The organism is Pseudomonas cavernicola, assembly GCF_003596405.1.
Lineage (GTDB): Bacteria > Pseudomonadota > Gammaproteobacteria > Pseudomonadales > Pseudomonadaceae > Aquipseudomonas > Aquipseudomonas cavernicola.
In genome coordinates this window covers 890,419-910,093 of record NZ_QYUR01000006.1, presented here as the reverse complement: position 1 = coordinate 910,093, position 19,675 = coordinate 890,419, and the positions used below count along the sequence as shown (strand labels likewise).

Annotated in this window: 16 protein-coding genes and 1 pseudogene; 12 read left to right on the top strand and 5 right to left on the bottom strand. The window is 61.2% G+C overall.

Annotated features, from left to right (window positions below; all coding sequences use genetic code 11):
* The 4 genes from folE to D3879_RS20380 form a co-directional block, all read right to left on the bottom strand.
* Entirely contained in the window at window positions 1-561 is a 561-nt protein-coding gene (gene folE / locus D3879_RS20395) for a GTP cyclohydrolase I FolE (RefSeq protein WP_119956057.1), read from the bottom strand.
* 22 nt (window positions 562-583) lie between these two features.
* Complete coding sequence (gene folM / locus D3879_RS20390; RefSeq protein WP_119956056.1) at window positions 584-1,291, bottom strand: dihydromonapterin reductase; 708 nt, start codon at window positions 1,289-1,291, stop codon at window positions 584-586.
* Window positions 1,292-1,407: 116 nt separating this feature from the next.
* Complete coding sequence (locus D3879_RS20385) at window positions 1,408-1,977, bottom strand: antibiotic biosynthesis monooxygenase (protein ID WP_119956055.1); 570 nt, start codon at window positions 1,975-1,977, stop codon at window positions 1,408-1,410.
* A 134-nt stretch (window positions 1,978-2,111) separates the two neighbouring features.
* Window positions 2,112-2,720: a PilZ domain-containing protein gene (locus tag D3879_RS20380; protein ID WP_119956054.1), complete on the bottom strand. Its 609-nt coding sequence runs from the start codon at window positions 2,718-2,720 to the stop codon at window positions 2,112-2,114.
* A gap of 357 nt (window positions 2,721-3,077) precedes the next feature.
* Here D3879_RS20380 and D3879_RS20375 point away from each other — a divergent pair, with 357 nt between their 5' ends.
* From D3879_RS20375 to D3879_RS20335, 9 genes are all read left to right on the top strand, one after another.
* Window positions 3,078-3,530 (top strand): flavodoxin, encoded by a 453-nt coding sequence (locus D3879_RS20375; protein ID WP_119956053.1) that lies wholly within the window; start codon window positions 3,078-3,080, stop codon window positions 3,528-3,530.
* Entirely contained in the window at window positions 3,530-3,997 is a 468-nt protein-coding gene (locus D3879_RS20370; protein WP_119956052.1) for a cupin domain-containing protein, read from the top strand. Before D3879_RS20375 ends, D3879_RS20370 begins: the two co-directional genes overlap by 1 nt.
* A 157-nt stretch (window positions 3,998-4,154) precedes the next feature.
* Window positions 4,155-4,919: a class II aldolase/adducin family protein gene (locus D3879_RS20365; RefSeq protein WP_420800945.1), complete on the top strand. Its 765-nt coding sequence runs from the start codon at window positions 4,155-4,157 to the stop codon at window positions 4,917-4,919.
* Window positions 4,916-5,794 carry an alpha/beta fold hydrolase gene (locus D3879_RS20360; RefSeq protein ID WP_119956050.1) on the top strand — a complete coding sequence of 293 codons (879 nt, stop codon included), beginning with the start codon at window positions 4,916-4,918 and terminating at the stop codon, window positions 5,792-5,794. Before D3879_RS20365 ends, D3879_RS20360 begins: the two co-directional genes overlap by 4 nt.
* A 173-nt stretch (window positions 5,795-5,967) precedes the next feature.
* Window positions 5,968-6,879 carry an SDR family oxidoreductase gene (locus tag D3879_RS20355; protein WP_119956049.1) on the top strand — a complete coding sequence of 304 codons (912 nt, stop codon included), beginning with the start codon at window positions 5,968-5,970 and terminating at the stop codon, window positions 6,877-6,879.
* Between the two features lie 199 nt (window positions 6,880-7,078).
* Window positions 7,079-7,846, top strand: coding sequence for a crotonase/enoyl-CoA hydratase family protein (locus D3879_RS20350; protein WP_119956048.1), 768 nt, complete (start codon window positions 7,079-7,081; stop codon window positions 7,844-7,846).
* A gap of 604 nt (window positions 7,847-8,450) precedes the next feature.
* Window positions 8,451-10,274, top strand: coding sequence for a DUF1302 domain-containing protein (locus D3879_RS20345; RefSeq protein ID WP_119956047.1), 1,824 nt, complete (start codon window positions 8,451-8,453; stop codon window positions 10,272-10,274).
* A gap of 37 nt (window positions 10,275-10,311) precedes the next feature.
* On the top strand, window positions 10,312-11,679 hold the full coding sequence (locus D3879_RS20340; RefSeq protein WP_119956046.1) for a DUF1329 domain-containing protein: 1,368 nt from the start codon (window positions 10,312-10,314) through the stop codon (window positions 11,677-11,679).
* Between the two features lie 824 nt (window positions 11,680-12,503).
* Window positions 12,504-15,131 carry a LuxR C-terminal-related transcriptional regulator gene (locus D3879_RS20335; protein ID WP_119956045.1) on the top strand — a complete coding sequence of 876 codons (2,628 nt, stop codon included), beginning with the start codon at window positions 12,504-12,506 and terminating at the stop codon, window positions 15,129-15,131.
* Between the two features lie 5 nt (window positions 15,132-15,136).
* Here D3879_RS20335 and D3879_RS20330 read toward each other — a convergent pair whose 3' ends face one another.
* Window positions 15,137-15,940: a SirB1 family protein gene (locus tag D3879_RS20330; RefSeq protein ID WP_119956044.1), complete on the bottom strand. Its 804-nt coding sequence runs from the start codon at window positions 15,938-15,940 to the stop codon at window positions 15,137-15,139.
* Between the two features lie 354 nt (window positions 15,941-16,294).
* On the opposite strand from D3879_RS20330, the gene D3879_RS20325 reads away from it, so the two are divergent.
* The 3 genes and pseudogenes from D3879_RS20325 to D3879_RS20315 all read left to right on the top strand — a co-directional run bounded on the left by D3879_RS20325 (window position 16,295) and on the right by D3879_RS20315 (window position 19,673).
* Complete coding sequence (locus D3879_RS20325) at window positions 16,295-17,317, top strand: Leu/Phe/Val dehydrogenase (protein ID WP_119956043.1); 1,023 nt, start codon at window positions 16,295-16,297, stop codon at window positions 17,315-17,317.
* 120 nt (window positions 17,318-17,437) lie between these two features.
* A pseudogene (gene pdhA, locus D3879_RS20320) lies at window positions 17,438-18,511 on the top strand (pyruvate dehydrogenase (acetyl-transferring) E1 component subunit alpha); the annotation flags it as partial.
* Between the two features lie 160 nt (window positions 18,512-18,671).
* Window positions 18,672-19,673, top strand: coding sequence for an alpha-ketoacid dehydrogenase subunit beta (locus D3879_RS20315; protein ID WP_119956041.1), 1,002 nt, complete (start codon window positions 18,672-18,674; stop codon window positions 19,671-19,673).
* The last annotated feature ends 2 nt before the right edge of the window (window positions 19,674-19,675 follow it).

The window sequence follows — 19,675 nt, the reverse complement described above, 5'->3', positions numbered from 1 at the left end:
CTATTTACTCCGTCCAATCAGTTTCAGGAATTCGTGGCGGGTGTTGTAGGACTTCCGGAAAGCCCCGAGCATCACCGAGGTGTCCATTGTCGAGTTCTGTTTCTCTACCCCGCGCATCATCATGCACATATGCTGTGCCTCGATCACCACCGCCACCCCGGCGGCGCAGGTAACTTCCTGGATCGCCTCGGCGATTTGCCGGGTCAGGCTCTCCTGAATCTGCAGGCGCCGCGCATACATATCGACGATCCGCGCGACTTTCGACAGGCCGAGCACCTTGCCTGTCGGGATGTAGGCAACGTGGGCTTTGCCGATGAAGGGCAGCAGATGATGCTCGCACAGCGAATACAGCTCGACGTCTTTGACGATCACCATCTCGTCATTATCCGAGGCGAACAGCGCGCCGTTGACGATTTCTTCCAGGCTTTGCGCATAACCACGACACAGGTACTGCATAGCCTTGGCCGCACGCTGCGGAGTGTCCAGCAGGCCTTCACGTTCGGGGTTTTCGCCGAGGCCGAGGAGGATCTCGCGATAGTGGTGAGGCAGCTGTGGGTTCATCACAAGGTTCCCGCGGCGGACCTCATTTGAGGTGGCGGCCGCCGTTGACGGTCAGAGTGGTTCCGGTGACGTAGGGGTTGTCGAGCAGATAACGCAGGCTCTGGTAGATGACCTCGGGCCCAGGCGCGATGCCCAGCGCGGATTTGTCCAGGGCCCTGGCGCGGTACGCCGCGTCGTCGTGTTCGTTGAACAGGATGAGAGCCGGGGCGATGCCGTTGACCTTGATCCGTGGCGCGAATTTGGCCGCGAAGGACAGCGTCAGGCTATCCAGCCCGGCTTTGCTGGCACAGTAAGCCGGGCGATTGGCACTGCCTTTACGCGCCACGTCATCGCTGATGTGGACGATATCGGCCGGGCTCGAGCGCTCGAGGAGTTCGGCGCAATGCAGGTTGATCAGGTAGGGTGCGAGCATGTGCACGCTGAACATCTGTTGGAAGGCGGCGGCTTCGTTGCCCGGCGTTTCCGTCAGCCACTGCGAGGCGTTATGCACAATCGCGCGCAGGCACTGGGTGTGGTTTTTTAGCGTGCGAATAAAGGCCAGGATGCCGGCCTCAGTGGAGAAGTCCGCAGGTAGCGTCAACGCGCCTCGTTCACGCAAATGCACCAAGCTCTCGCGCTCGATGCGATAGCTGATGATTACCGCATGGCCATCATCGAGCAGGCGTTCGGCGCAGTGTTGGCCGATCCGCTGGCTGGCGCCAGTAATCAGAATTGGGGCGGAAACGCTCATGTGCGGCTCGTCGGGTAAAAGTAGGCGCCAGCCCGACCAGTCGGGTCGGCGGACAGGGCAACGTTACCGCAGTCCGCCGCCGTGCACAAAAAACTGCGGGCGTAGCTCGCTCGCGCCTAGTGCGCTGAAGGTAGACCGGGTGCTGGCACGCGCTGGGCTTGGCGCTTATGCAGCCAGGGATCAAGCCAGTGCGTCGCCAGTGGGATGAACCAGTAAGTCATCAGCGGCGTCAGGGCCAGCGTGCTGATGAATGTTCGCAAGGCCAGCGGCAGGTCGCTGAGCCAGCCGCCAAATGCCAGGTTGAAGCCCAGAGAGACTGGGAAGAAGGCCAGCCAGATCGCCATGCTCTGCTTCCAGCGCGGTGCTCGGCGATCGGCCGCACCGAACCAGGCGTCGATACCTTGCACGCGCTGTTCATGGGGCTGGGCGAACAAGCCTTGACCGCGTGTCAGCCAGGCCCGCCGCGAGGCGGAATGTTCCCAGCTGGCGAGAGTGGTCTCATCGGCGAAGCGGAAGACGATCTGGAATTCGTCATCATCGGCGGGTGGGGCGAGGACGCCGGAGCCGAGGTAGCCGGGAAAATCGGTCGCTAGTTGCTCGCCTTCGCGCAACCAAAGCATGAAATCGTCATAGCGCTCGCGCGCGACGCGGCGGGCCACCATCAGGGTGACTGGGGAAGCAGACATTGTGTATCTCCTTGAGCCTTGCGCGCGCTCGGGTAGAGCAGGCACAGCACAGCGGCCCCAGGGTGGCGGGGCGGCAGTTATAAACAGGCGGGATTATTCCGGTTTTTACAAAATACGCCAGCGCCAGCGGGTTATCAGGCGCTAGTGGTGATGGGGTTGAGGCGGCGGTGCTGCTGGAAGATGAACTGCCGCAGGCGTTCGCTATGCTGGGTTTTACCCCGACTCAGGCGGTAAGCGATTAAGCGTTGCTCGGTTGTGCGCGCCAGTATGCCGCGCAACTCGATAGGCTCTTGCCCAGGCAGCGGTAACCAGAGGGTGAAGCGCTTGGGGGGTTGAGTCTGGTTGCGCACCTCGACCAGCATCCCACTGAGCGATACGGAATGCAGCCACAGACCGCTTTGCGCGCCGTTTTCGTCAAGTAAACCGATCGGTTCTGCTAAGGGTAAGCGCCAAGGCCGGTCGGCGGAACCTTGTTCGACGATATTGGGAACCCCTAACTCCAGGTGCAATGCGTGGAATTCGTCTTCCACCAGTTGCAGCGGAAAGGTAATCCGTTCGCCATTGAAATGCGCTTCGATGGTGAGTTGGTCTTGCGCGGCAAGGCGCGTTAGCAGGTCTTTGGTCTGTGTGCCACCGTCGACACGCAGGCTTGGCGTGGACAGCTGACTCCCCAGGCTAGGATTGCCCAGCAGGCTCTGAATAAAGTCCAACTCTTCCTGAGTCAGTAGCGGATGGTTTTGCATCTATTAATGCTCCTGTTGATGCTCCGATGATGCGATACGAGTGTAGGTAGACAGGTGAGACAGCAGAAATGCCCATTAGTTACGGTGGGGGCGTCTTCAGTGCGGCTGGTTCGAGTTCCAATGGGTACCCCGGCCTCTGGCTTTCAACCTACACGCCGACGTCTTTTTGTAACCCTAGCTAATAGATTAGCTAATCGCCCGAATTGAACACTGGCACGATCAATAATCTTCTGCAGATGGCTTTGCCATCTTTGTGCTCGTCGCGCAGCAGACCGGCGGGTTTTCATGGTGGCGGATCGCCGCGAGCCTCATAAGGCATAATGCCCGGCATCTGCAGCCAGTTTCGGGAGCTATTTTATGAAAGTCGCCATTCTGTCCGGTTCGGTCTTCGGTACCGCCGAGGAAGTCGCCCGTCACGCCGAGCAGGTACTCAAGGCGGCGGGTTTCGACGCCTGGCATAACCCGCGAGCGAGCTTGGCTGAATTGCAGGCCTTCGCTCCTGAAGCCTTTCTGGCGGTGACCTCGACTACTGGCATGGGCGAGTTGCCCGATAATCTGCAACCGCTCTATTACGCGATCCGCGATCAACTGCCGGCGTGGCGTGGGTTGCCCGGAGCGGTGATCGGTCTGGGCGACTCCAGCTATGGCGACACCTTCTGTGCCGGCGGTGAGCAGGTCCGTGAACTGTTTGCCGAGCTGGGTATCCGCGAGGCGCAAGCCATGCTGCGGCTGGACGCCAGCGAGACGGTCAACCCGGAAACCGACGCCGAGCCTTGGCTGGCCGACTTCGCCGCTGCGTTGAAGGCCTGATGCACCCGCGCGCCGTTGAGCTGATCCGTGAGCTGCGCCTTGAGGCGCATCCGGAAGGTGGTTATTACCGGCGAGTATTCGAGTCGGCGCAGCGTTTAGCCAGCGGCCGCTTCTGCTCGACGGCGATTCTCTTCCTGCTCCCGGCGGGGGTGGCTGGCCGTTGGCACCGAGTCGATGCCGATGAGCTTTGGCATTTCTATGAGGGGGCGCCGCTGGAGTTGTTGATTGCGGATGTGCCTGAAACCATTCGCCGTGAAATCCTTGGCCCGGTCGGTGACGGATCGTTACCGCAACGCGCTGTGCCGGCCCAGGCTTGGCAGGCAGCTCGTACGCTGGGCGCCTTCACCTTGGTCGGTTGCACGGTGGCACCGGGCTTTGATTTCGCCGGTTTTCGTCTGCTTGCCGACGATGCCGAGGCGCAGCAGGCCCGGCCAGAGCTGATGCAGGCGTATCCCGAACTGCTTTAAGTCTGCCTGCTGCGCTAACTGAAGTCGCGACGGTCTGACTCGCTCGGCCACTAAGCTGGCTGCCACGGCAACTACCGGCCACGGCATCCCTCGCTAGACTCCTTGGCACGCCACAATAATAAATGCCGAGGTGAATCCCGTGACCACAGCCCAAGTTCTGCCCATCGCTAACATCAAAGATCAGGTCTCTGCCGCTGAGTGGCAGGCCCGTGTCGATCTCGCCGCCTGCTATCGCCTGGTGGCCATGCACGGTTGGGATGATCTGATCTTCACCCACATCTCCGCCAAGGTGCCGGGCACCGAAGACTTCCTGATCAACCCTTTCGGTCTGATGTTCCACGAGATCACCGCCTCCAGCCTGGTTAAGGTCGATCTCACCGGCGTCAAGTTGATGGACAGTCCCTATGAGATCAACCCGGCCGGTTACACCATCCACAGTGCGGTGCATGAAGTCCGCCATGATGTAGCGTGCGTGCTGCACACTCATACCGCCGCTGGCATAGCCGTCTCGGCACAGAAGCAGGGCTTGTTGCCGCTGTCGCAGCAATCGCTGTTCGTCCTCTCCAGCCTGTCCTATCACGGTTATGAGGGGGTGGCGCTGAACCACGAGGAGAAGGCGCGCTTGCAGGCGGATCTGGGAGAAAGCAATTTTATGATCCTGCCCAACCACGGCCTGATGACCTGCTCGAGCAGCATCGCCGATGCTTTCCTGATGATGTTCACCCTGCAGCGTGCCTGTGAGGTGCAAGTGATGGCGCAGAGTGGCGGCGCCGAGCTGATCCATATTCCGCAGCCGATCCTGGCGGGTGCAAAAGCCATGATCGCCGGGGTGATGCGCAGCGCTCTGGGCATGGGTGGGCAACTGGCCTGGCCGGCGCTGCTGCGCAAACTGGATCAACAGAACCCTGGTTACGCGGCTTGACGGCCTTGGCCGGCATTGCCTTGCACGATTGGCGGGCGCAGGGGCAGAGCTTCGAGTTCCGCGGTCACGCCATCCGTTATTGGACCGCCGGGCAGGGCGAGCCGCTGCTGCTGATTCACGGTTTTCCGACCGCCAGTTGGGACTGGCACTACCTCTGGAAGCCACTAACGGCAAAGTATCGGCTGATCGCCTGCGACCTGCTCGGCTTCGGCGATTCGGCCAAGCCGCGTGGGCATGCGTACAGCTTGCTGGAACAGGCGGATATCCAGCAGGCGCTGCTGAGTCATGTGGGCATAGACGGGGCAGTGCATGTCCTGGCCCATGACTATGGCGACAGCGTCGCCCAGGAGTTGCTCGCGCGGCATCACGATGGGCGCGTGCAGCTGGCGTCCTGCGTATTCCTCAATGGTGGGCTGTTTCCGGAAACCCATCGGCCGGTACTGGTGCAGAAGCTGCTGCTCGGTCCGTTTGGCCCGCTGATCGGCCGGCTGTTCTCCCGTCAGAAGTTGGCCGACAGCTTCGCGAAAATTTTCGGCCCTGAGACTCGACCGAGCGACAGTGAGTTGGACGATTTCTGGCGCCTGATTGCGGCGAACAATGGCCCAGCCGTGATGCACCGACTGATCCGTTATATCCCGGAGCGCCGTGTGCAGCGTGAGCGTTGGGTTGCGGCAATGCAAAAAGGCGGCGTGCCGCTGCGGGTGATTGACGGTGCGGTCGATCCGATTTCCGGTGCACACATGGTCGCGCGCTATCGCGAGCTGATTCCGCAGCCAGATACCGTGTTGCTGGAAGGTATTGGCCACTACCCGCAGACCGAGGCGCCGGAGCAGGTGCTGGAGCATTACCTGGCGTTTCGTCAGGCGCACCGCTGAAAGGGGCCGTGCAAGCTGGATTCGCCTATCAACTTGAGTCGGGATGATGTCCCCGGGCGGGGTCATCATCCCGCCACCTTATCGGGCGCTATTCAGGTGTGAGCGTCTTCATTGTGAGCGCTGCGCGCCTGCACGACACTCGCCCATCGCAAACCCTGCCGTAGGAGCCTTTTATGAGTGAAGCCGTCCGCTTCGAAGACAAAGTAGTGATCGTCACTGGTGCTGGCGGTGGTCTTGGCCGCGCCCATGCGTTGCTGTTCGCCAAACATGGCGCCAAGGTGGTGGTCAACGACTTGGGCGGCAGCACCCATGGCGAGGGCGCCAATGCCTCGGCCGCCGACCGCGTAGTCGCGGAAATCCGTGAAGCGGGCGGCACCGCGGTGGCCAACCACGACTCGGTGACCGACGGCGAGAAGATCGTGCAGAACGCGTTGGACACCTTCGGTCGCATCGATGTGGTGGTGAATAACGCCGGCATCCTGCGCGACAAGACCTTCCACAAGATGGAAGACGCCGACTGGGAGCTGGTTTACCAGGTGCACGTCGAAGGCGCCTACAAGGTGACCCGCGCGGCCTGGCCGCACCTGCGCGAGCAGAACTACGGCCGGGTGATCTTCACGTCGTCGACGTCCGGCATCTACGGCAACTTCGGTCAATCCAACTACGGCATGGCCAAGCTCGGCCTGTACGGCCTGACCCGCACCCTGGCCATCGAAGGCCGCAAGAATAATATCTTCGTCAACGCCATCGCCCCGACTGGCGGCACCCGCATGACCGAAGGCCTGATCCCGCAGCAAGTCTTCGAGCAACTCAAGCCGGAGCTGGTCAGCCCGTTGGTGGTCTACCTCGGTAGCGAAAACTGCCAGGAAACTGCCGGCCTGTTCGAAGTGGGTGGTGGCTGGATCGGCAAGGTGCGCTGGGAGCGCAGCAACGGCGCCGGTTTCGATCCGAAAGTCGGGTTCGACGCGGAAGACGTGGCAGCCCAGTGGCAGCAGATCTGCGACTTCGAAGGCGCCAGCCACCCGGCGGATGGGATGCAGGCAATGCAAGCGATGCTGGCTAACCTGCAGAAATACACCGGTTGAGGCATTTTCTGGGTTCCCGCCTTCGCGCACTACTGTCCGGAATAAAGTTGATCGTTCCCACGCTCCGCGTGGGAATGCAGCCTTAGACGCTCCGCGTCTGCTCTATGAAGGGAAGCAGAGCGTCCTGCTAGGGGGCTCACGCTGGAGCGTGGGAACCATCTTCCAGCGCTCCTTTTTCATGTCTGCCAGGAGTTGCGCCATGAGTGTCATCGTTGAAAAGAATGGCCCGGTCACCACGCTGATCATCGACCGCCCAGCGGTGCGCAATGCTGTGGATCGACCGACGGCCGAGGCGCTGGCCGCAGCCCTGCGTGCATTTGAGCAAGACGATGCGGCGCGCGTCGCGGTATTGACCGGCGCTGGCGGCACCTTTTGCGCCGGTGCCGATCTGGCGGCGGTGGCTGCAGGTGCTGAGCGTGCCAATCGCCTGGAAGTCGACGGCGATGGGCCGATGGGGCCAAGCCGGATGCAGCTGCGCAAACCGCTGATTGCGGCCATCGAAGGGTATGCGGTGGCCGGCGGCTTGGAACTGGCGCTGTTGGCGGATCTGCGTGTGTTGGCGGAAGACGCGGTGTGCGGCGTGTTCTGCCGGCGTTTCGGCGTGCCGTTGATCGACGGCGGTACGGTGCGGCTGCCGCGGATCATTGGCCAGGGCCGGGCGTTGGACTTGATTCTGACTGGTCGCCCGGTGCACGCCGACGAGGCGTTGGCGATGGGGCTGGCCAATCGCGTGGTGGCCAAAGGCTCGGCGCGCGCTGCGGCCGAGCAATTGGCGCATGAGATTGCAGCCTTCCCGCAGCGCTGCATGTTGGCCGACCGCGCCAGCGCTTACGCGCAGTGGGATTTGTCTGTTACGCAAGCGCTTGATAGCGAGTTTCGCGGCGGCATGGCAGTGATTGAAAGCGGAGAGACGCTAGCGGGCGCCAAACGCTTTAGCGCGGGCCGGGGGCGGCACGGTACGTTTTGATTGTCGGTATAAACGCGATCTTGGCTGTGTTGCTGGATTCCAAGAATAAGGAGTCGCGGGGCGACTCCCCGTTGGGCATCACTGCGTTCGGCGCCAACCTACGGACCACCGTTTGCCTGGGAGGCTACACAAACCCGTGGGTTGGTGCTGAGCTGAAGGCGATGCCCAACAACCGTCCTGCAAGGCCGGGCTCACCCGCATGAAACCGTGCATAGGGCTGTCGCATGGCGGCACCTTGTTGGTCAGTCCTCCAAGCTTGCTCCCCTCAAGTCTTGAGTGGCCTCGCTTGCCCCAGTCATACCAACCTTTCTTAATAAGCACATCACCCGCGCAACCTTTTCTGAGGTCGTTGCACCCACATTTTTGCTGGGCGCATTACGTGTCTCAAGAAGGTCGGGTTCTGCTCGCATCGAGAGTGATCGGTAAAGTTCCCGTCGGTCGTGGCGTAGCTCCTTCGTGTTCCGATCAGCGGGCCTCTAAGTCAGCCCTGTGGCGGGCATTCATACTAAAGGATGACAGGCTAAATCCATCCTTCGTGCGCTTAACCGGTGGGCGTTAGCTGGTTAGGGTTCTCCCCGTGTTTCGACCCAATTAGGAGAGCCCTATGACAACAAGAAAAAGGCCCGGAATCTTCCAGCCAAAAATTTTGGCTATTGCCGTCGCACTGGGGACTGCGGCCCCGGCCTATGCGGTGAGTTTCAATATTGGGGAAATCGAAGGGCAGTTCGACTCGTCGCTGTCGGTGGGCGCCAGTTGGTCGGTGCGCGGTGCGGACCGCGACTTTATCTTCCCGACTGGCAGCACCCCCGCCGCCGCTGCCGCGGGTCGCGCGAACGACACCGGCCACGCCTCGGCTCGGACCTCCGACGATGGCCGCAAGAACTTCAAGAAAGGCGAAACCTTCTTGAAAATCTTCAAGGGCATCCACGATCTGGAGCTGAAGTACGGCGATACCGGGGTATTCGTGCGTGGCAAATACTGGTACGACTTCGAGCTGAAGGACGAGAACCGGTTGTTCTACGACATCGACGATCACAACCGTAAAGAGGCCGCGCAGGCCTCCGGCGCGCAAATCCTCGATGCCTTCGTCTACCACAACTACAGCCTTGGCGAGTTGCCCGGCAGTGTGCGTGCCGGCAAGCAGGTGGTCAGCTGGGGCGAGAGTACCTTTATCGGCAACAGCATCAACTCGATCAACCCGATCGATGCCGCCGCCTTCCGTCGCCCCGGTGCGGAGATCAAGGAAGGCCTGATTCCGGTCAATATGCTCTACGTGCAGCAGGGCCTGACCGACACGCTGTCGGCTGAAGCCTTCTACCAGCTGGAGTGGGATCAGACCGTTGCCGACAACTGCGGCACCTTCTTCTCCACCTCCGACGTAGTGGCCGACGGTTGCACGGATCGCCTGGTGGTAGCCGGCAATGACCTGCCGCCCGGCCAGTCGAATAACACCGGCCCGGCTACTGGCAACAACTTTTATATCCCGCGTGCGGGTGATCGTGATGCCCGCGACTCCGGCCAATTCGGTGTCGCGCTGCGCTGGGTCGCCGAGGAGTTGAATGACACCGAGTTCGGCGCCTACACGCTGAACTACCACAGCCGCTCGCCCATCGTCAGTAACACCCGTACCCGCAATGGCTCGCCGGTGACGGCTAACTACTTTATCGAATATCCCGAGGATATCCGCCTATATGGCCTGAGTTTCGCGAGCAATATCGGTGGTACCGCGCTGTCCGGCGAGCTCAGCTACCGGCCGAATATGCCGTTGCAGATTAACGGTGTTGACCTGACCACGGCCGCGGCGGTTGCGCCCGTGGGGCCGGCGAATCTCGCCGCTATCGCCAGTTCACCGATATTCCGGTCGGGGCATGCATCGTCAGCATTAGGTTCCGAGATCTCCGGCTATGACCGTAAACCGGTCACCCAGGCGCAGATCACCGCGACTCAGTTCGTTGACCAGGTGCTCGGCGCTAGCCGCCTGACCCTGGTGGGCGAGGCCGGTTACAACCATATCAGCGGGATCAGCAACGACGTCGGCGAGCTACGCTTCGGCCGCGACTCGCTGTTTGGCTCCGGCCAGCTGTCGAACCCGGCGGTCTGCCGTGGGGCCAACCTGAACAATCCGAACGAATGTAACACCCACGGCTTCTTCACCAGCAGCTCCTGGGGTTACCGCCTGCGCGCCAACCTCGATTACAACAACGTGTTCGCCGGGGTCAACTTGAGCCCAAACGTCGCCTGGTCGCATGACGTCGACGGTTATGGGCCGAACTTCAACGAAGGCTCCAAAGCGGTGAGCCTTGGTCTTAACGCCGAATACGCAAACATGTACACGGCCAACCTGAGTTACACCGACTTCTTCGGTGGTGACTTCAACACCACCACCGATCGCGATTTCGTGGCGCTCAGCCTCGGCGTGAACTTCTAAGTCGGTATGCAGGGAAATAGTGAGGATTGATATGCAAATGAAGACAACAATAAACCTGATCAGCGCCCTAGCCCTATCTCTGCTGGCCAGCAGCGTTATGGCTGCGGTTTCCCCGGATGAAGCGGCAAAGCTGGGCACCACGCTGACACCTGTTGGCGCTCAGAAAGCCGGTAATGCCGATGGCAGCATCCCTGAGTGGACCGGCGGTTTGTCCACGACTGCGGGCGCCGTGAGTGCGGCTGGTTTCCTGGGTGATCCGTTCGCCAGCGAGAAGCCACTGTTCACCATCACCGCGAAGAACGCCGCGCAATACAAAGACAAGCTGTCGGCCGGTCAATTGGCGATGTTTACCCGCTATCCGGAAACCTATCGGATCCCGGTATTCACCACGCACCGTTCGGTTGCATTGCCCCAGAAGGTGTACGACGCTGCCAAGACCAGTGCGCTGAAAACCACGTTGCTAGAGGGTGGTAATGGTTTGGCGAACTTCGCCGAAAGCCGTTACTACGCCTTTCCGATCCCGCAGAACGGGCTGGAAGTGATCTGGAACCATGTCACCCGTTATCGCGGTGGCAACCTGCGGCGCTCCGCCGTGCAGGCAACTCCTCAGGTCAACGGCAGCTATACCTTGGTGAACCTCGAAGATGAGGTTGCGGTTCCAGGCGACATGCCCGATTTGGATGCGTCCAAGGCCGCCAATGCGCTGTTGTTCTTCAAACAGCGGGTAACTGCGCCAGCGCGTTTGGCGGGTAACGTACTGCTGGTGCACGACTCCCTGGATCAGGTGGCTGAGCCGCGAATGGCGTGGATCTACAACGCCGGTCAGCGTCGCGTGCGTCGTGCTCCTCAGGTTTCCTACGACGGCCCGGGTACCGCCTCCGACGGTCTGCGGACTTCGGACAACCTGGACATGTTCAACGGCGCGCCTGATCGCTATGACTGGAAGCTGGTGGGCAAGCGTGAGATGTACATTCCGTACAACAACTACCGCTTGAGTTCGCCTTCGGTCAAATACGAGGACATCATCAAGGCGGGTCACATCAACCAGGATTTGACCCGCTACGAGTTGCACCGTGTTTGGGAAGTTGAAGCGACGCTGAAGTCTGGCGAACGCAATATCTACGGCAAGCGCCGCTTCTTTCTCGATGAGGACAGCTGGCAAATTGCCGAATCGGAGCTGTACGACGGTCGTGGTCAGTTGTGGCGAGTGGGTGAGTCCCAGTTGATGCAGGCTTACCAGGCGCAAACACCGTATTACGCAGGTGAAACGCTCTACGACATCATCGCTGGCCGCTATGTGGTCGGGGCGCTGATGAACGAAGAGAAAAAGTCTATCGAGTACGGCACTAAAGCCTCAGTCAAAGACTACACCCCGGCGGCTTTGCGGAATGCCGGCGTCCGCTGATTGCTGATGTAGCTCCTTACTTAGGCGGCCTTAGAGGCCGCCTTTTTTATGGTGCGCCAGGCATGGCGCGTAGCGCCGTGACTGGCGCTGTCTGGCTCACTGTGGTGGTGAGCTGGATGACTTGGAGGTGGAAGTCCTCTACACACCCGGCAAGGGGAAGTGTTAGCTGAAGGCAAGGGTGTCGCGGGCGACTGCGAATCTGAAGGAAGCCGAAGGCAAACTGCTGGCCTGACGAACAGGAAGCGGATTAGGCGGCGTAGCGGGGTGAGGTAGCCATAATTGCCAAAGCCCGATACTTGCACGGAACGCTACGACGTAGATCCGACAGGCATAAGCAGGAAGGTCACGCGAATTACCCTGGGAGATCTGTTCGCCTGCCATGTGCTACCGGCATCGTGAGGTGACGGGATGGGCGAGCAGAAGTCAGCCGAGGCCGTAGTAGTTGCTCGGAACCGGAGCAATGAAGGGCTGAACCTGCCATGAGCGGATAGTCAGGTGTGCTCTCTGAGCGGGTCGCAGGCACAAGCTCCCTGATACGGAGGCCTGGACAATCAGGAGGTAGGGACCGGAAGTCCCGAGAGCCTGTCCGGGTGCTTAGACTACGCGGGCGACACATCGCACGAAACCAAGCTCGCTGATGCAGTTTGTCAGTAGGCAGGAACCGCCGTATACGGAACCGTACGTACGGTGGTGTGGGAGGACGGCGGGGGTGACCCCGCCTCCTACCCGATCGCGGCTGGATTTGAGAGATGTTACGGTGGAACGCTAAACTGCCCCGCGTTTGTTAAAACGCTTTAACCTCGATAAAAATGAGAACCGATGCAATGTCTGGGCATCCCAGCCACAGCGCGCTCAGCAGTGTGACGAGCTTGAATTCGCAGACCAATCGCCAAGCCCTCCCGCCACGCTTACCGGCGGCACATGTTGCGCGCCCGCGGCTGGCGCAGCTGCTGTTGGCCAGTGATTGCCGGTTGCGGCTGCTCTGCTCTCCGGCGGGTTTTGGCAAGACCGTGCTGCTCAATGAATGCGCGCGGCAGCTACCCGCCGATACGACTTTGCTCTGGTTGGAACTGGGTGGCCGGCCATTAACCCCCAAAGAGCTGCTCAGCCGTTTGGCGGCCGCGCTGCATAAGTCGCCGGGCGAAGGTGAGGTCTACAGCGAGCTGCTCGGTCTGTTGAGTGCGATTGATCAGCCACTCTGGATCATGCTCGATGACTACCCGCGCGAGTCCTGCGCCGAACTCGATGCGTGCCTCGATAGACTGCTTGAACAGGGGCCTGGTTCGTTGCGTTGGTGGGTCAGTAGTCGCCGACAGCCGGCCTGGAATCTGCCGCGCTTGCTCTTGCAAGGCGATCTGTTGGAGCTGGATGCGCGCGAGTTGGCGCTCACGGCTACCGAGTTAGCGCAGTTGGTGGCGCTGCAGAAGCTTGATCTGTCACAGGACAGCTTCGATGAGTTGCTGCTGCAGAGTGAGGGCTGGCTAGCTGGGGTGTGCCTGCTATTGCTGAATGGGAATGAGCAGGCTTTGCGCGAGCGTTTGATTGCGGGCACGCCGTTCCTGCGCGAGTACATTGCGCGCGAGGTTCTGGCGGGGCTTGGCGATGAACTCAAGGGCGCTCTGTTTGCCTTGGCACAGCTGCCACGTTTCTCGCCAGCATTGTGTGAGCATGTGTTGGACGCTGGCGGTAGTGAACTCCTGCGGGAGTTGCGCGAGCGGCAATTGTTTATTCGTCCGCTGGATAGCTGCGGTGAATGGTTCTGTTTATGGCGACCCTTGGCGCACATGTTGCGGCGTCTACCGGAAGCACCGCCACCCGCCCAGGTGCATGTCCGTGCTTGCCAATGGTTTGCTGGACAGGGCGATATTCGTGAGGCGGTCGAGCATGCGCTGTTGGCTGGGCAACTGGAGGTGGCCGCCAACTACTTGCAGCGTTATGGCCAGGAACAGTTGCTGGTTGGGCAGAGTGTTTCGCAATTTCTGCAGTGGCGCACCGAGTTGCCGCAGTGGCTGTTCTCCAGTACCCCACGTTTGAATGTACTGCAGGGATGGGCGTTGATTCTCTGCGCCCAGCTGGATGAGGCCGAGGTCTGCATTGCCAATTTGGGGCGCTTCTTGCCGCAGGCGAATGCCCGGCGCCAGCGCATGCTGCTGGCTGAGGGACAGGCTCTGAATGCCACTCTGGCCAGGCAGCGAGGGCAAAAAAATGTTCGCCAGCAATGCCTGGAAGCGCTTGAAGAGTTGCCCGAGGCATCCTGGACGGCCAAGGTAATCTGCTACCAGATGCTTGCCCAGCAGGCCATGGTCGAGATCAAACTGGATGAGGCGCAGCACTACAGCGATAAAGGTTTGAAGCTGGCGCGGTTGAACCGCAGCGTAGCGTTCGAAGCCTTGTTGACGGTGGATCGCGTCCGTTTGCTGAAAATGACCGGTGAGACGCAAGCCGCATTGGACTTGATCGAACTGTCTCTGCTGCATTTGCCACCGACTGGTCCGATGCTCGGGCGTTTATTGTTGCAGCGCGGTGATTTATTGACCGCTCAGGGCCTGGAGGAGGACGCGCGTGAAGCGTTCCAGAGAGGTTTGGTCGAGGCCGAAGCCTGTGAGGACGCTTACACCATCTTCGGTTATCTGGGCCTTTCCGAGCTGGCTGCGTGCGAGGGTAATCTGTCTGCGGCGTTTCAGTGGCTGAGTGAGGCTGAGCGCTTGATGCAGTGGCGGCACGTACCCGAGGTGCACTATCGCAGCATGTTGCAACTGGCCCGCGGGGTGCTCTGGTTGCGCCAGGGCGAGAGCGGCAAGGCCCGTGAGACCTTCGAACGCATGCAGCAGCATTACCAAAGCAAAGATCTGCAGGCGCCTTCAGGCTTTTTCGATCTGCTGCCGCGTTTGCGCCGCTTGCTGGCATTGACCGATCTCGCACAAGGGCACTTTGAGCTGGCCATAAATGCGCTACGCACCCTGTTGAACGAGTGTGTTCAGGCCGGTCACCTGGGTTTTGCTTGTGAATGCCGTTTCAGCCTGGCTGAGGCGCTGTTTGTCAGTGGCAGGCAAGATGAGGCCGAGCATGAGTTGCGCCAGGCCTTGGCTGAGTCGCAACGACAAACCTTCCTGAAGCCGCTGCAAGAACTGCAACGTCGTCAGCCGCAGTGGTTGGAAAAGATTCTGCCAGCGCACAAAGGCGCTAGTTTGCGCGAGCGTTTATTCGCGCAACGCAGCGAGCTTGAGCCGGAGCTGATGTCGGAGAAGGATGATCGCTCTGTGCTCAGCGCGCGCGAGCTGGCCGTGTTGCGCTTGATTAGCCAAGGCTGTTCGAATCAGGAAATCGCCGAGCAACTGTTCATCTCGTTGCACACGGTGAAAACCCATGCGCGGCGGATCAATACCAAGCTGGGGGTCGCCAGACGCACCCAAGCCGTGGCACAGGCAAAGGTCCTGGGTCTGTTGAGTTAGGGTGGTTAATGCAGCGCCGGCGTTTGGCTGAGTTGCCGCAGCCTTTGCGTCAGCGCTAAGCGCTGCGCCGGGTCGTCGGTTAGCAGTAGGGCATGCTCTAGATCGAAACGTTCGGCTTGTGGGCAGTCCAGATGCTGATACAGCTCGGCGCGGGCCAGGTGGTCGCTGGCGGAGGGTGGCCCCAGTTCGAGCACTCGTTCGGCATCTTTCAGCGCCGCCAAATAGTCCTGATCCTGAAGATGCAGATGACGCAGATTGCGTGAAAGCCGCTGCAGCAGGCTGCGGGCATCGCAGCTTTGCAGGTGTTCGGCGGAAAGTTGCGCCGCAGGCCCCAGTTGGTGAGCCAGCAATTCGCGGCAGTCCTGAGTGTAAAGGCGGCGGCCGCCGCAGGGATCGAGCAGATGATCGGCGCCTGGTACCCGTAGTAAGAAATGCCCAGGAAAGTTCACGCCCACCAGGGGAATATCCAAACGCCGAGCCAGTTCGAGGGCAACCAGAGCCAGCGACAACGGTTGGCCGCGGCGCCGTTGCAGCACACGGTGGAGCAGGGCCGCCTGTGGGCGCAGCGGGCTTTCATTGTCTTCATGGAAATCCAGCTCATTCAGCCGGCGCAGCAGTAGCTGTGCTAGCTCATGGCTGGGCAGCACCGGCAAACCTGCCGCCACTTGCTGTTGCAAGCCGGCGATGTCACGCAGCCAGCGCTCCGGTTGCAGCGCCGAATCGTGCTCGGCAGCAATCCACAATGCCGCTTCAAAGATCGCAGGCGGCTCACGCTCGAGACAGGCAAGGCAGGCTTGGCGCGGGGTCATCAACTTCTCCAATTCGCTCTTGGTTTGTAGCGGGTCGTCTAACCTACGTCTAGTACTCAGCCGCTCCTATTGGCTTTTTGTAGTGGTCCTTTTCACGTCGATTGTGCTCGCGCGGATTGCCGTTTACCGGAAAAACCGACGCACTGCTGAAGGTGTCGGCGCTCCACTGCGCCGAGCGCTCCCCGCTCTTAGTGCCTATCCATTAGCACGAAGGCTGACGGTACAAGGCTGGCTGGGTAAGTCGGCCTTATGCTGCCCGGCGCAGGCTTGCAACGTGCTTATGCCTGCCCGTTAGGTCACCAATACAAGGGCGCGTCCTATACTCCTTTTAACTACAGGCAAGGGAGCCACAGCATGTTTGCCATCATGGAAGCCGCCCGACTCGAGGCGCTGCACTTGGCTCAGGATCCCGTCACGGGCCTCAAGGCCATTATCGCGATTCACAACACTCGTCTCGGCCCGGCCCTCGGCGGCTGCCGTTACCTGGCTTATCCCGATGAAAACAGCGCAATTCGTGACGCCGTCCGCCTGGCCCAAGGCATGAGTTACAAAGCCGCGTTGGCCGGGCTTGCGCAAGGCGGCGGCAAGGCGGTGATCATCCGGCCGCCGAATTTGGATAATCGTGGCGCCTTGTTTGAAGCCTTCGGTCGTTTTATCGAAACGCTCAACGGCCGCTATATCACGGCAGTCGACAGCGGTACTTCGAGTGCCGACATGGACTGCATCGCCCAATACACCAGCCACGTCACCAGTACCACCAGTGCCGGTGATCCCTCGCCGCATACCGCCATGGGGGTGTTCGCCGGTATTCGTGCGACGGCACAGGCGCGCCTCGGTAGCGATGATCTGGAAGGCTTGCGCGTCGCCATCCAAGGTCTCGGCAATGTTGGCTATGCGCTCGCCGAGCAGTTGCATGCTGCCGGTGTCGAGCTATTGGTCAGCGATCTGGATGCCGGCCGGGTGCAGTTGGCGGTGGAGCAACTCGGTGCACATCCGGTGGCCAGCGAAGCGCTGCTTGGCACGCCGTGTGACATCCTCGCGCCGTGCGGCCTGGGAGGCATATTGAATGCACAGACGGTGGGTCAGCTGCGCTGCTCGGCGGTGGCCGGGGCGGCGAATAACCAGTTGGCGAGCATCGAGATTGCCGATGAGATGGAGGCGCGGGGGATTCTGTATGCGCCGGATTACGTCATTAACTCCGGCGGGCTGATTTATGTGGCACTCAAGCATCGTGGTGAAAGCTTGCCAGCCATTACGGCGCATCTTTCGCAAATAGACTTACGCTTGACCGAGATTTACGCCCATGCCCAGGCCGACAAACGCTCCCCTGCGCGCGTCGCCGATGCGTTGGCCGAGCACCTGCTGTATGGCGGCTAATATGACCCGCTGCTTCCCTCACCCCAACCCCTCTGCCGGAGGGCGAGGGGAAAGGTAGACCTGACGCCACAAGCGCCGGGAAGCCCGTAACGCACCCACAAGGTGTTGAGGATGAGTGCAATGACCCCTAGCAAGATCGACCTCCCGTATACCCGCTATCTCGACCCTGAAGGCCGCGTGCTTGGTGCGCTACCGGCGTGGGCCGATGACTTCAATCTGCTGACCAAACTCTACCGGCAGATGGTGCTGACCCGCCTGTTCGACCTGAAGGCCGTCGCCCTGCAACGCACCGGCCGCATCGGCACCTATGCGCCGACCCTTGGTCAGGAAGCGATTGGTGTCGCCATCGGCAGCCTGATGCAGCCGGAAGACGTGCTGGTGCCGTATTACCGCGACACCGCCGTGCAGCTGATGCGCGGTGTGCGCATGGAAGAAATCCTCCTCTACTGGGGCGGCGACGAGCGCGGCAGCGCCTTCGTCGACCCGGCGGCGGCGCAGGACTTTCCGATCTGCGTGCCGATCGCTACCCAGGCGCTGCATGCCTGCGGGGTAGCCAGCGCGTTCAAGATCCGCGGCGAACACCGGGTCGCCGTGACCACCTGCGGTGATGGCGCCACCAGCAAAGGCGACTTCCTCGAAGCGCTCAACGTCGCCGGCACCTGGCAGTTGCCGGTGGTGTTCGTGGTCAACAACAACCAATGGGCGATCTCGGTGCCGCGGCGCATCCAGTGCGGCGCGCCGACCCTGGCGCAGAAAGCCATCGGCGCCGGCTTCCACGGCGAACAGGTGGATGGCAACGACATATTCGCCGTCTACGACCGAATCCAGGTCGCCTTGGAACGTGCGCGCCATGGCAAAGGCCCGGTGTTGATCGAATGCCTGAGCTACCGCCTCGGCGATCACACCACCGCCGATGATGCGACCCGTTACCGCCCGGCCGAAGAGGTCAAGCTGGCCTGGCTGGAGGAGCCGGTCAAACGTCTGCAGGCCTTCCTCGCAGGCCTTGGTGTGTGGGACGAAGAGCGCGAGCAAGCGCTGATCGCCGAGTGCCAGGCCCTGGTGCAGAAGTCGGTGGACGCCTTCGAGTCCGCTGGCATCCAGCCGGTCGAAGCGGTGCTGGATTACGTCTACGCCAAATGGCCGGCGCCCTTGGCCGAGCAGCGCGAGTGGCTGCTGGAGCGTGCAGCCCGCCGCGAAGCGCAAAGCGCCTCTCCCTCATCCGGCGCTGTGCGCGACCTTGACCCACAAGGACGTGGGAAATGCGACAACCCCGCCGGGAGCGGGGGCCGCCTCCCGCAGGCGGGAGAAGGGCAGCAGGTGCGGCCTGCGGTCGGCAGTGCCGGAGGTGTGCGCCATGGGTGAGACAAAAGCTGCGAATGAAAAACTGACCCTGCTCGAAGCCGTCAACCTGGCGCTGCATCGTGCCATGCGCGAAGACGAAAATGTCGTAGTGTTCGGCGAAGATGTCGGCGTTAACGGCGGCGTTTTTCGTGCCACCCAGGGCCTGCGTGACAGCTTCGGCTTCAAGCGGGTGATCGACACGCCGCTGGCGGAAACCATGATCGGTGGCCTGGCCGTTGGCATGGCCGCACAAGGCCTGAAGCCAGTGGTGGAAATCCAGTTTCTCGGCTTCATCTACGCGGCCATGGATCAATTGGTGTCCCACGCCAGCCGCTTGCGTAACCGCACCCGTGGCCGCTTGAGTTGCCCGCTGGTGCTGCGCAGCCCGATGGGCGCCGGTATCCGTGCGCCGGAGCACCACAGCGAAAGCACCGAAGCCTTGTTTGCGCATATTCCGGGGCTGCGCGTGGTGATTCCGTCTTCACCGGCGCGGGCTTATGGCTTGCTGCTGGCGGCGATCGACGATCCCGATCCGGTGATCTTTCTCGAGCCGACACGGCTCTATCGGATGAACCCGCAACCCCTGGTCGACGATGGTATACGCCTGCCGCTGGACACCTGCTTCACCCTGCGCGAAGGCAGCGACATCACCCTGATCAGTTGGGGCGCCAGCGTCCACGAAACCCTGCAAGCCGCCGCGGCATTGAGCGAGCAGGGCGTGTCCGCCGAAGTGATCGACGTCGCCTGCATCAAGCCGCTCGATCTGGATACCTTGGAGGCCTCGGTACGCAAAACCGGGCGCTGCGTGATCGTCCACGAGGCGCCGCGTTCCTGCGGGGTGGGTGCGGAGATTGCCGCCAGCCTGTACGAGCGGGTCTTTCTGGATTTGCAGGCGCCGATCCAACGTGTCACCGCACCGGATATTCCGCCGCCGCTGTATCGCCTCGAGCAGCTGTATATCCCTGGCGTCGACGACATCCTCGCGGCCTGCGACACGCTGCTGAGTTACAGCTGAAG